Annotated in this window: 8 protein-coding genes and 3 pseudogenes; 8 read left to right on the top strand and 3 right to left on the bottom strand. The window is 71.6% G+C overall.

Annotated elements, in window-relative coordinates:
- Positions 1–440, top strand: a pseudogene (locus tag STRAU_RS26385) (hypothetical protein); the annotation flags it as partial.
- Between the two features lie 78 nt (positions 441–518).
- Complete coding sequence (locus STRAU_RS26380; protein ID WP_016643447.1) at positions 519–1,355, top strand: pectate lyase; 837 nt, start codon at positions 519–521, stop codon at positions 1,353–1,355.
- Positions 1,356–1,389: 34 nt separating this feature from the next.
- On the opposite strand, the gene STRAU_RS26375 is transcribed toward STRAU_RS26380, so the two are convergent.
- The gene (locus STRAU_RS26375) at positions 1,390–2,451 is read right to left on the bottom strand and encodes a helix-turn-helix domain-containing protein (RefSeq protein ID WP_016643446.1); all 1,062 of its coding nucleotides are present in this window, start codon (positions 2,449–2,451) and stop codon (positions 1,390–1,392) included.
- Positions 2,452–2,550: 99 nt separating this feature from the next.
- On the opposite strand from STRAU_RS26375, the gene STRAU_RS26370 reads away from it, so the two are divergent.
- Together STRAU_RS26370 and STRAU_RS26365 are read left to right on the top strand one after the other, a co-directional pair.
- A complete protein-coding gene (locus tag STRAU_RS26370) occupies positions 2,551–3,810 on the top strand; it encodes an MFS transporter (protein ID WP_016643445.1) in 1,260 nt (419 codons plus the stop codon).
- 56 nt (positions 3,811–3,866) lie between these two features.
- Positions 3,867–6,418 (top strand): annotated as a pseudogene (locus STRAU_RS26365) (alpha-L-arabinofuranosidase C-terminal domain-containing protein).
- Positions 6,419–6,430: 12 nt separating this feature from the next.
- Here the strand turns inward: STRAU_RS26365 and STRAU_RS40580 are convergent.
- Together STRAU_RS40580 and STRAU_RS26355 are read right to left on the bottom strand one after the other, a co-directional pair.
- A pseudogene (locus STRAU_RS40580) lies at positions 6,431–6,944 on the bottom strand (enoyl-CoA hydratase-related protein).
- An 87-nt stretch (positions 6,945–7,031) separates the two neighbouring features.
- Positions 7,032–7,832: a GAF and ANTAR domain-containing protein gene (locus tag STRAU_RS26355; RefSeq protein WP_016643441.1), complete on the bottom strand. Its 801-nt coding sequence runs from the start codon at positions 7,830–7,832 to the stop codon at positions 7,032–7,034.
- A gap of 641 nt (positions 7,833–8,473) precedes the next feature.
- Here STRAU_RS26355 and STRAU_RS26350 point away from each other — a divergent pair.
- The 4 genes from STRAU_RS26350 to STRAU_RS26335 all read left to right on the top strand — a co-directional run.
- Positions 8,474–9,502, top strand: a complete 1,029-nt coding sequence (locus STRAU_RS26350) for an SGNH/GDSL hydrolase family protein (protein ID WP_106968047.1) — start codon at positions 8,474–8,476, stop codon at positions 9,500–9,502.
- Between the two features lie 220 nt (positions 9,503–9,722).
- Positions 9,723–10,802 (top strand): glycoside hydrolase family 43 protein, encoded by a 1,080-nt coding sequence (locus tag STRAU_RS26345; RefSeq protein ID WP_037662011.1) that lies wholly within the window; start codon positions 9,723–9,725, stop codon positions 10,800–10,802.
- A gap of 127 nt (positions 10,803–10,929) precedes the next feature.
- On the top strand, positions 10,930–12,303 hold the full coding sequence (locus tag STRAU_RS26340) for an MBL fold metallo-hydrolase (protein WP_016643437.1): 1,374 nt from the start codon (positions 10,930–10,932) through the stop codon (positions 12,301–12,303).
- A gap of 21 nt (positions 12,304–12,324) precedes the next feature.
- Positions 12,325–12,635: TSUP family transporter (locus STRAU_RS26335; protein WP_037662014.1), on the top strand; the 311-nt coding region annotated here is incomplete at its 3' end.

Genomic DNA, 12,635 nt, shown 5'->3' with positions numbered 1-12,635 from the left:
CGAGCGTGCCCGCGCCGCCGCCCGCGGCCTCGAAGCCGCCGCACACCGCCGGGCCCGGCGCCGGCCTCGTCCGCGCCGACGGCAGGATCGACCCCGGCTCCAACCCGTACTGGTCGCAGAGCGACATCACGGTGCGGGTGAAGAAGCCGCTCACCTCTCTCACCGTCGAACTGCGCGTCGCCCGCTCCGGCGAGGTCGCCGACACCGGCAACTGGCGCTCGCTGCCCGCCGAGGACTTCGAGGTCTCCGTACGCGAGCGGGACGGCGTCCTCGTCTACCGCTGGACGCTGCGCGCCGGGCGGACCGTGCCGGCCGGGCGGTACGTGTTCGCCGGGCAGTACAACCACCCGGCGGGACAGCGCGACGCGCGGGACGACACGTACGTCCTCGACGCGGGCGCCCTCGGTGAACGGGGCCAGTGGAAGGGCGAGTTCGAGTGAAGTGAGCCCGGGCGGCAACCCCATCCCGATCAGTGGCGACCAGGAGACGCAAGGTTCCCCCACTGAAGGAATCGGGACATGACTCAACAGCCGAACCGTCGCGTACGTCACCGCCGCTCCCTGACCCGCCGCAGGGCCGTCGTCGGCGGTGTGGCCGCGCTCGGCCTGACCGGCGCCCTCGTCATCACGAACTCGCTCCAGTCCGAGGCGGAGGCGGCGCCGTCCTGGCCGACGCCCTCGGGCCAGAAGCCGGTGGCCAAGACCATCGAGGTGAAGGCCGGGCAGACCCACGACGGCGAGCTGAAGCGGTACTACGGCACCGGCGACCTCGGCGACGGCGGTCAGGGCGAGGGCCAGGACCCGATCATCAAGCTGCAGGACGGCGCGACGCTGAAGAACGTCGTCCTCGGCTCCCCGGCTGCCGACGGCGTGCACTGCATGGGCAGTTGCACGCTGCAGAACGTGTGGTGGGAGGACGTCGGCGAGGACGCGGCCAGCTTCAAGGGCAAGTCGTCCGGCGCGACGTACACCGTGACCGGCGGCGGCGCCCGCAAGGCCGACGACAAGGTCTTCCAGTTCAACGGCGCGGGCAGGCTGACCATCACCAGGTTCCAGGTCGCGGACTTCGGCAAGCTGGTCCGCTCCTGCGGCAACTGCTCGAAGCAGTACAAGCGGGACATCGTGGTGGACGACGTCGACGTCACCGCGCCGGGCAACTCGATCGCCGGCATCAACACGAACTACGGCGACACGGCCACGCTGCGCAAGGTCCGCGTCCACGGCGACAGCAACAGGAAGATCAAGACCTGTACGCGGTTCACGGGCAACAGCTCCGGTGACGAGCCGGTCGAGACGGGCAACGGCCCGGACGGCCGGTACTGCAAGTTCACGGCCTCGGACATCAGCTACAGCTGACGCGGCCGCCCGGTGCCGTGCCGGCCGAAGCCACTCAGCGCAGTACGGCCGCCAGCAGGTCGGTGCCCAGTGCCGTCAGCTCCGGCAGATTGAGGGTGTGGCGGACGTAACGGCCCTGCCGCCGGGCCGTGACCAGGCCCGCGCGGCGCAGGGCGGCGAGGTGGCGGGAGACCTCCGGGAGCGAGAGGCCCCAGGTGTGGGCCAGCTCACCGGTGGTGTGCGGGCCGCGGGCCAGGGTGCGCAGCAGCCGCAGCCGGACCGGATGCGAGAGCGCCTCCAGCCGTAGGGTGACCGTTTCCAGCGACACCGGCTCCGAGGGATCCGGCTCCGCCACGGGGTACTGCACCACCGGCTGCCACCCCGGCGCGTGGACCACCACCAGGTGCGGGCGGCCGAAGACGCTGGGGATGAAGGTGACCCCGGTGCCATGGGCGGCGGTCGCCTTGTCCTGCAGCTTGTCCACGACGATGCAGTCGCCGTCCGGCGCCAGGGCGATCGCGCCGGAGACCGACGCGAGTGCCGCCCCGACGCCCTGGCGCCGCAACAGGTCGTTCTTCAGGCGCAGGTCGGTGGCGAGCCGCACGGCGACAGACGTCCAGGCGGCGTCGAAGAATGCATCGGCGCACTGTTCGAGGGTGTGGCGCACCCGCGCCCGCACGGCGGCCGGGTCCGCGAGCAGCCGTTCCGCGAACGCCTCCTGCCGCGCGCCGCGGGCCTGGGCCAGGTCGAGCGCCCGCTCGCGCGCGGCCAAGCGGCCCCGGTTGTCGCCGCCGCACGTGGTGACGAGCGCGGCGGTCACATACGTCTCGTCGTCGATCCGGTCCACGTCGTCCAGCTCGTCGGCGAGGTCCGGCCGGGGCCGGGCGGGGAGCAGGAAGTCGGCCTGTGAGGAACGCCAGAGGAACTCCGCCTCCCGCAGCCGCTCGGCCAGCTCCGGCGGCAGCCCGGCCCAGACGCCGTCGGCCCAGTCGGCGAGCTGCGGATGATGCCCTGGCTCGGCCAGGACGTGCAGCATGGCGGTCAGCTCGGCCAGCGGGGAGGCGGCGAACCGCAGTCGCTCGGACGGCAGGCCGCTGATGTCGATCCTCAACGTCACCCGCGCATCATCGCCGACCGGAACGCCGGCGGCGACGTCGGTTGACGGTGTCCGTCAACCGACGCGGCCGATCCGGAGGCCGTACGCACCGTTGACGCCATGGCAACCACCAAGATCCAGCCCCGCGCCCTCGTCCGTGCGTCCGGAGGCCCCCGCTATGCCGTCGCCCTGGCCGTGGACGCGCTCGGCACCGGCCTGCTGCGGCCCTTTCTGCTGCTCTACGGGGTGACGGTGCTGAGGCTGTCGGCGCCGGTCACGGGCATCGCCATGACGGTGGCCGTCGTCGTGGGTCTGGTGTGCATGCCCGCGGTGGGCCGATGGCTGGACCGGGGCGCGCGCAGCACGGTCGTGGCGGCGTCGATGCTGGTGCGGGTCCTCGGCGTGGCGCTGCTGCTCGCCACCCCGGCGGGTCACGTCTGGCTGTTCGCGGCGGCGGCGCTCTTCCTCGGCATCGGCAACCAGGCATGGCCGGCCGCCCACGCGGCTCTCGTGGCCACGGTCGCCCACGGCCGGGAGCGCGACGCCGCGCTCGCGGGAGGCCGCGCCCTGCGCAACGCCGGCATGGGCGTGGGTGCGCTCATCGCCACCGCGTGCCTGGCGGGCGGCACCACCGCGTTGCAGGCGCTGGCGGCCGTCACCGGGCTCGCCTGCCTCGTCGCGGCGGCCCTGGCGTGGTCGGTCCGCCTCCACGCGCGTCCGGCCGCAGCCCCGGCCGAGGACGGGGACCAGGTGCCCGCACCCCGGATGCGCGCGCTGCTGGCCGCCAACGTGGTCTACGTCTTCTGCCTCAACGTCCCCGAAATCGCCCTGCCGCTGGTCCTGGTGACGCAGTTGCACGCGTCCCCGATGTGGTCGGCGGCCATCTTCGTGGCCAACACGGTCCTTGTGGTCACCCTCCAGGTTCCGGTCACCGTCGCGATGTCCCGCTTCTCCCGGCGGGCCGTGCTGGCCCTCGCCGGCGTCGTACTCGCGGCGTCCTACCTCGGCTTCCTCGCGGCCAGTTCACTGGGGCACGGCTGGGGTGCCCCGGCCGTCGCCGCGGTGTCCGTGGTCTGCACCCTCGGCGAGATCATCTACGCCGGCAGCGCCACCGCGCTCGTCACCGTCCTCGCCCCGGCCCACGCCCTGGGGCGCACCCTCGCCCGCTTCGAACTCTCCACGGGTTTCGGCCTCGCCGTCTCCCCGGCGGCCATCACCGCTCTCGCCCCCCACGGCCCGGCCGCCCTCTGGGGCAGCCTCGCCGCCGCGACGCTCGTCTCCGCCTCCGCCGTCGCCGCCGAGAAGGATCAGGGAACGCGGCCCGGCGGTTGCCGGGGGAGCGTGTCCGAACCGTTGACGCGTCATGTCCCCTCTCCCTAGGTTCTGTTCGAAGACATGACCAATGTCCGAAATCTCGAACAATTGCAGAGGTGTACATGGCACGCAGACGATGGAGCGTCGGGCTCACCGCGGGCGTCCTGCTCGCCGGGACGCTCGCCGCGAGCCCGGGCGCCGCCGCCGACCGCGCGAGCGCCGCCCCCTCCGCCGAGCGCCCCAGCGCGGCCGAGCCCACCGACTACAGCCTCACCGTCGACCCCACCCGCACCGGCGCGAAGATCGACGACTCGATGTACGGGGTGTTCTACGAGGACATCAACCGCGCGGCCGACGGCGGGCTCTACGCCGAGCTCGTCCAGAACCGGTCCTTCGAGTACTCCACCGCCGACCACAAGGCGTACCGGCCCCTGACGTCCTGGGAGGTCTCGGGGTCCGGCTCGGCGAAGGTCCGGGACGACGCCGGGCGCCTGCACGAGCGCAACCGCAACTACCTTCAGCTGGACGGCGGCTCGGCCGTCACCAACTCCGGCTACAACACCGGCATCGCGGTCCGGAAGGGCAAGCGGTACGACTTCTCGCTCTGGGCCCGCACCGGCGAGGCAGCCGGCGCCCCGCTCACCGTCACCCTGCGCGACACGGCGGGCGACCTGGCCGTCGCCCTGGCCGTGTCGCCCGCCGCGTCACCGCGCGCGGCGGCTGGGCCAAGTACAAGGCGTCGTTCACGGCGACCCGCACCAGCACCACCGGCCGTCTCACGGTCGCCGCCGCGCGCGAGGCCGCGCTCGACATGATCTCGCTGTTCCCCCGGGACACGTACAAGGGCCGCGAGAACGGGCTGCGCAAGGACCTCGCCGAGAAGGTCGCGGCCCTGAAGCCCGGCTTCCTGCGCTTCCCCGGCGGCTGCCTGGTCAACACCGGCAGCCACGAGGCGTACGACGAGAAGTCCGGCTGGCAGCGGCAGCGCTCCTACCAGTGGAAGGACACCACAGGCCCGGTCGAGACCCGCGCGACCAACGCCAACTTCTGGGGCTACAACCAGAGTTACGGGCTCGGCTACTACGAGTACTTCCAGTTCGCCGAGGACGTCGGCGCGATGCCGCTGCCCGTCGTGCCCGCCCTGGTCACCGGCTGCGGCCAGAACAAGGCCACCGACGACCCCGCGCTGCTGAAGCGGCACATCCAGGACACCCTGGACCTCATCGAGTTCGCCAACGGGCCGGTGACGAGCGAGTGGGGCAGGAAGCGCGCCGGGATGGGCCACCCCGAGCCCTTCGGCCTGACCCATCTCGGCGTCGGCAACGAGGAGAACCTGCCCGAGGAGTTCTTCGCCCGCTTCAAGCAGTTCCGCGCCGCCGTCGAGGCGAAGCACCCCGACATCACCGTCGTCTCCAACTCCGGCCCGGACGACAGCGGCACGACCTTCGACAAGGCATGGCAGCTCAATCGCGACAACAAGGTCGCGATGGTCGACGAGCACTACTACAACAGCCCGCAGTGGTTCCTGGAGAACAACAAGCGCTACGACTCCTACGACCGCAAGGGCCCCAAGGTCTTCCTCGGTGAATACGCCTCGCACGGCAACAAGTTCTCCAACGCCCTCGCCGAAGCGGCGTTCATGACCGGCCTGGAGCGCAACGCCGACCTCGTGAAGCTCGCCTCGTACGCGCCGCTGCTCGCCAACGAGGACTACGTGCAGTGGAAGCCCGACATGATCTGGTTCGACAACGACCAGTCGTGGGGCTCGGCCAACTACGAGACGCAGAAGCTCTTCATGACCAACGTCGGCGACGAGGTCGTGCCCTCCACCGCCTCCGCCACACCGAGCCAGGACTCCGGCCCCATCACCGGAGCCGTCGGCCTGTCCACCTGGGCCACCAGCGCGGCGTACGACGACGTGGAGGTCACCTCCGCGGACGGCCGTCCGCTGCTCTCGGACGACTTCTCCGCCGGTGACGGCCAGTGGACCAGGGCCGCGGGGACCGGCTCGTGGGCCGTGCGGGACGGCGCGTACGTCCAGTCCGACGAGGCCGCCGAGAACACTCTGGTCACCGCCGGCGACAAGGGCTGGCAGAACTACGACCTCCACGTGAAGGCCACCAAGAAGTCCGGCAAGGAGGGCTTCATGGTGGCCTTCGGCGTCAAGGACACCGGCAACCACTACTGGTGGAACCTGGGCGGCTGGAACAACACACAGTCGGCCGTGGAGAAGACCGTCGGAGGCGCCAAGCAGACGATGGTCCAGGACACCACCAAGATCGAGACGGGCCGTACCTATGACCTGCGCGTCGAGGTGCGCGGCCGCCAGGTGACGCTCTTCCTCGACGGCGAGAAGTGGGGCTCGTTCACCGACGACAAGCAGGCTGAGCCCTTCCGGCAGGTCGTCACCCGTGACAAGGGCACCGGCGACCTCATCGTCAAGGTCGTCAACGCCCAGCCGGCGACGGCCCGCACGAAGATCGGTCTCGGCGACGCGGCGTCCGTCGCGCCGACCGCGCGCGTGACCACCCTGGCCGCCGCCCCGGACGCGGAGAACACGAAGGACGCGACGCCCGTCAAACCGGTGACATCGACCTTCCAGGGCGTGGGCAAGTCGTTCTCGTACGACTTCCCGGGCAACTCGGTGACGTTCCTGAGAATCAGGACGCGCTGACCGCGACGGTCGCTACCGGCCCGTGAACCGGGGCTCCTGCTTCTCCAGGAACGCCCGCATCCCCTCCCGCTGGTCCGCCGTCGCGAAGAGGCTGTGGAACACGCGCCGTTCGAAGAGGATGCCGTCGCGCAGGCCCGCCTCCAGGGCCTGGGCGACGGCCTCGCGGGCGGCCCGGACGGCGGTCCGGCCGTACCTCCGGCTGCCCGAAGACGGCGGACTCGCCCGCGACGACGAGGTCGCACATCATCGCCAGCTCACAACCGCCGCCCAGCGCTCAGCCGTTGACCGCCGCGATCTTCGTCGTGCGCAGCGCCGCGAACTTCTCCCAGCCCGCGAAGTAGTCCTCCGCCGCCATCTCCGCCGCGCTCTTGCCCGCCATCTCCTTGATGTCGGCGCCCGCCGCGAAGACCCGCTCGGAGCCGGTGACGACGACACAGCCGACCTCCGGGTCTCCGTCCAACGGCCGCAGCGCGTCGAGGAGTTCGGTCATCAGCTCGTGGCTGAGGGCGTTGCGCCCCGGCGGCAACTCGGGTCGGCGCGGCGGCGACCAGGGGTGGGGAGGCGTGTGCCCGCGGCCAGGGCCTGCGGCTCTGAGGGCCGGTTCTGCTGGGGTTCAGTGTTGGGTGGAAGACCTGTCGGTGTCCGGGGGCGGGGGCAGGGCGGTGGTGCCGTTGACGACGTCGCGGGCGAGGTCGGCCAGGCGCAGGCGGTGGTGACGGGCGTGGGCGCGGAGCTGGTGGAAGGCGGTGTCGGGGTCGGTTTCGTGGCGGGCGGTCAGGAAGCCTTTGGCCTGTTCGATGATGGTGCGGGTGACCAGGGCCGTTTCGAGCTGGGCGCGAATGGTGCGGTGCTGGTCGAGGGTGGTCTGCTGGAGCAGGGAGATGGCGGTGGCGTCGGCCAGGGCCCGGGCCAGGTGCCGGTCGGCTTCCAGCAGTGGGCCGGGGACGCGGCGGAAGAGGTTCAGTACGCCGATGGTGTCGCCGCGCAGCCGGATGGGGGTGGCGTGGACGGGGGTGTAACCGGCGCCGTGCGCGCGGGTGCTGAAGCGCGGCCAGCGCGGTGAGAGTGTTCCCGTGATGGTGTGGTCGACGGCGGTGGCTTGGTGGAAGGCGGTACAGCAGGGGCCTTCGCTGGCGTCGAGTTCGAAGAGTTCGACCAGGCGGACGCGTTCGGAGGAGGCGGCCACCAGGCGCAAGGGCTCGTTGGGCAGCGCGAGCATGACGCCGGCGTCGCCGATGTCGAGCAGGTCCATGCAGTGTTCGGCGACGCGGTAGAGAAACTCGGCGGGATCGAAGTCGTCGACGAGGGTATCGGCCAGGTCGATCAGCGCGGCGGTGATCCGGGCCTCGCGCGGCAGGGGCGACGGCCCGTTCACCGAGGGCGGATCCGGCGGGGGAGATGGCGAGATGGGCATGGCGGCCTCCGGTCGAGGAATGTCAGCGATCGGGGCCGGAAGCACGCTACGGGGGCTGGGTGTAATACCGCCCGGCGAGGAGCTGACCTACCGACAACATACCCCCCCCGGCAGGAGCCCGGGACCCGCCGCACGGCGCCTTTCACCCCATGCCTTCGGCAGGCGACACGTACCCGGTGACGCGTCCACGGCGGCAACGCCTCCGGCCCTCCCAGAGGCCGACCACCCTCAGGATCGCTGACCTGGGCCCAGCAGACAGACTTCTGGCCGACTGGGCGGAGGCAACTGCGTCGGCCATGGCACTCATCTCCGGCATTCGCCCCCCTGCACGACGGGGCCAACTGGATGTCAGGCGCTCTTGGCCCTTCAGTACATGGCCGCGCCGGCGGACTGGCACGGCAGACGGATGGGCTCCTCCTCTTTCGGGTCGGGATCACATCCGGACTCGTCGGCCCTGTCGCCCCGGCACCCCTGCCGACCAGGGGAGATGGACACACGTGGGCGGGTTGTCCAAGAACACCCGGGTGTGGTTCGCACCCTCTCGGGGCATCACGGTGTGCGCATGAGTGAATACGGAGCGTTCCAGCTCGTTCGCCTCTCCTCGTGGGCCTCGACGAAAGGGCACAGGCATGCCTTCGGCCATGCGTAAGACGACGAAATCTCCGGTAGTGCGGCGACTGGCCTCCGCGGCCATCGCGTTGGGCAGCTGCCTGGCGCTCGCCGGCCCGGCGGGAAGCGCCGACGCGGCACCCGCCGAACCCGTACCGGCCGTCTTCTTCGGCGACTCCTACACCGCCAACTTCGGCATCGCCCCCTTCAACCAGGACGACCCCGAAAGGATCTTCTGTTTCCAGGCGAAGGAGAACTATCCCGCCGTCGCCACCCGACGCCTCGCGGACAAGGGCATCACCCTCGACGTCCAGTCGGACGTCTCCTGCGGAGGTGCCCTCATCCACCACTTCTGGGAAGAACAGGAGATGCTCACCGGCAACAGGCTTCCGCCGCAGCAGAACGCGCTCAAGGACGACACCGGGCTGGCTGTCGGCAGTATGGGCGGCAACACGCTGGGCTTCACGCGCATCCTGAAGCAGTGTTCCGACAAGCTCCGGGCCCCGGAGCACGATCTGCTGCCCGGAACGCCGGTGGACGGGGACGAACCGGCCGCCAAATGCGGTGAGTTCTTCTCGTCCGAGGACGGAAAGCAGTGGCTGGACGATCAGTTCGAGCGGGTCGGATGGGACCTGGAGGAGATGCTCGAACGCATCGCATACTTCGCCCCCGACGCGAAGCCCGTCCTGGTCGGCTACCCCCGACTCGTGCCCGAGGACACGAAGAAGTGCCTGTCCCCGGCGCCCGGTCAGACCGAGCTGCCGCTCGCCGACATCCCGCAGGACGCCATGCCGGTCCTGGACCAGATCCAGAAGCGGCTGGACGACACGATGAAGAAGGCCGTCGCGGACGCCGGCGCCGACTTCGTGGACCTCTACGACCACACCGGGAACAACACGGCGTGCGACGGCGTCAACCGAGGCATCGGCGGCCTGCTGGAGAACTCCCTGATCGGCGAGGGCGACCAGTGGCTCCCGTGGTACGCGCACCCCAATGAGAAGGGCCGCGACATCCAGGCCGAGCGCGTGGCCGACAAGGTCGAGCAGGTCCTCAACCGGTAAGGGGCACACAGCCCCTGCCGTCGCGCCTCCCCGAGGCCCCAGGTCATCGACCTGGGGCCTCGTCGTACGGCTGTCTCCCGGACCGGGCACCGTGAGAAGCCCGGCAATCATTCGTCCCTGCCGCACCGTTGACCGTCCTGTGGTGTGGCCGTACGGTTTCGGCGTTCGAGATGGCAAATGCTGTACGAAATATCGAACGGAAGGTATGGGTGCTGCCGACATGAGTCACCGTGAACCCGCCAGCCGCAGGCTGCTGTTGAAGGGAACCCTCGCCGCGGGCGCGCTGACCGCGACCCCGGGCGTCGCCCGGGCCGCCGCGCCCGCGGTCACCAAGGCCACCCCCGGCGCCAACCCCCTCGTCCGCAACCGCGCCGACCCGCACATCCACCGCCACCGCGACGGCCACTACTACTTCACCGCGACCGCACCCGAGTACGACCGCGTCGTCCTGCGCCGCTCCCGCACCCTGGGAGGCATCGCCACCGCCGAAGAGGCCGTCGTCTGGCGGCGGCACACCAGCGGGGACATGGCGGCGCACATCTGGGCGCCGGAGATCCACCACATCGACGGCAAGTGGTACGTCTACTTCGCCGCGGCCCCCGCCGACGACGTCTGGAAGATCCGCATGTGGGTCCTGGAGAACTCCCACCGCGATCCGTTCCGGGGCCGGTGGGTCGAGAAGGGGCGGATCGCCACCGCCTGGGACACCTTCTCGCTGGACGCCACCACCTTCACGTACCGAGGATCCCGCTACCTCGCCTGGGCGCAGAAGGAGCCGGGCGTGGACCACAACAGCGCCGTCTTCCTCTCCAGGATGTCCAGCCCCTGGTCACTGACGGGCCCTCAAGTCCGGCTCACCGCACCCGAGTACGACTGGGAGTGCGTCGGCTTCAAGGTGAACGAGGGCGCCTCGTTCCGCCAGCGCCACGGGCGCGTCTTCATGACGTACTCCGCGAGCGCCACCGACGCCAACTACTGCATGGGACTGCTCACCGCCGAGGCGGGCAGCGACCTGCTCGACCCGAAGTCGTGGACCAAGTCGCCCAAGCCGGTGTTCACCAGCAACGACACCACCAAGCAGTACGGCCCCGGCCACAACTCCTTCACCGTCGCCGAGGACGGCCGCACCGACGTGCTCGTCTACCACGCCCGCCAGTACAAGGACATCGTCGGCGACCCGCTGAACGACCCCAACCGCCACACCCGCGTCCAGCGCCTGGGGTGGCGGCCGGACGGCACTCCTGACTTCGGTGTGCCCGTGGCGGACGGGCCGATTCCGGGCCTGCGGCGGTCGATATGAGCGCGCCGGCGGCAGCCGAGGGAAAGAACCGCGCCAACCTCCCGCGCGACCGGAATCGAAAATACCCCCCTGGGTATTTTTCCCGGTACCCCGGTAACCCGGTACCTCCGCGTGGGAAGGAGCCGCCGTGTACGTCGTCGACACCCTGGAGTTCCCGGCCCTGGGCAACCACAGCTATCTGGCCTCGGGGCCCCGCACCGCCGTCGCCGTCGACCCGCCGCGCGACGTCGACCAGGTCGTCGCGGCGGCGGCGCGGCGCGGCGTGCGGATCGCGTACGTCGCGGAGACCCATGTCCACAACGACTACGTGAGCGGCGGTCTGGAGCTGGCCCGCCTGACCGGCGCCCGCTATCTGGTCCCGGCCGGGGCCGCGGTGTCGTTCCCGCGTACCCCGGTCACCGACGGCGACACGGTCGCCGTCGACGAGAACCTGGTGCTGCGGGCGCTCGCCACGCCCGGCCACACCCCGCACCACACCGCGTACGTCCTGGAGGACGACGGCCGCGCGGTGGCGGCGTTCACCGGCGGCTCGCTCCTGATCGGCGCGGTGGGGCGGCCCGACCTGGTCGAGCCCCGGCTCACCGGGTCGCTGGCCCGCGCCCAGCACGCGTCCGCGCACCGGCTCGCGGACGCGCTCGACGACGCGGTGCGGCTGCTGCCCACGCACGGCTTCGGCAGCTTCTGCGCGTCCCGCCAGGGGCAGGGCGAGGAGACGACCGTCGGCGCGGAACGCGCGGGCAACACCGCGCTGACCAAGGACGTGGACGCGTTCGTCGCCGAGCTGCTCGCCGGTCTCGACGACGTGCCCGCGTACTACGCGCACATGGGCCCGGCCAACGCCGCAGGCCCCGCCCCCGTCGACCTCACCCCGCCGGAGCCCGCCGACGCCGGGCGGATCGCCGCCCGCCTCGCGGCCGGGGAGTGGGTGGTGGACCTGCGCCACCGCGTGGCCTTCGCCGCCGGGCACGTCCCCGGCACCTTCAACTTCGAGGCCGAGGGCAAGCTCGCCACCTACTTGGCGTGGCTCCTGCCGTGGGGCAAACCGGTCACCCTGCTCGCCGAGACGCCTGCCCGACTGGCCGACGCCCAGCGGGAGCTGGTGCGGGTCGGCATCGACCGCCCGGCCGCCGCCGCGAGCGGCGACCCGCGTTCCTGGGTGCGGCCGGGCGAGCGCCTCACGTCCTGCGGGCGCGCCACCTTCGCCGACCTCGCCACGGCACGCGCCGAACGGAACGACGTGGTGGTGCTCGACGTACGCCGCGACTCCGAGCGCCGGACGGGGTACGTGGCGGACTCGGCGCACATCCCGGTCCAGGACCTGCACGGGCGGCTCGGCGAGGTGCCCGACGGCGAGGTGTGGGTGCACTGCGCCAGCGGCACGCGCGCGACCATCGGCGCCTCGCTCCTCGACGCCGTCGGCCGGAGCGTGGTCGTCGTCGACGACCTCTTCGACGGCGCGGAGCGGGCCGGCCTCACCGTCCACCGGCCGGCGTCCCGCTGACCCCGGCCGAGGGACCCGCACGTGAGTGCCCTGGTCCTCGCGCTGACCGCCGGTGCGGTGGTCGGCCTGGCGCTCGGCGCGCTCGGGGGCGGCGGCAGCGTCCTCGCGGTCCCCGCGCTGATCTATCTGCTGGGGTTCACCCCGGCCGCCGCCACGACCGCCAGTCTGCTGATCGTCACCGTCACCTCGGTGAGCGCCCTGTACGCCCACGCCCGCGCGGGCCACGTCCGCTGGCGTGCCGGAGTCCTGTTCGCCGGGGCGGGCCTCCCGCCCGCCGCGGCGGCCGGAGCCGCGGCGGGACGGCTGCCGCAGGCGGCGCTCACCGCCGCGTT

This window comes from Streptomyces aurantiacus JA 4570, from assembly GCF_000414115.1.
Classification (GTDB): domain Bacteria; phylum Actinomycetota; class Actinomycetes; order Streptomycetales; family Streptomycetaceae; genus Streptomyces; species Streptomyces aurantiacus_A.
The sequence above is the reverse complement of the archived record's forward strand: the minus strand, read 5'-3'. Positions and strand labels throughout refer to the sequence as shown.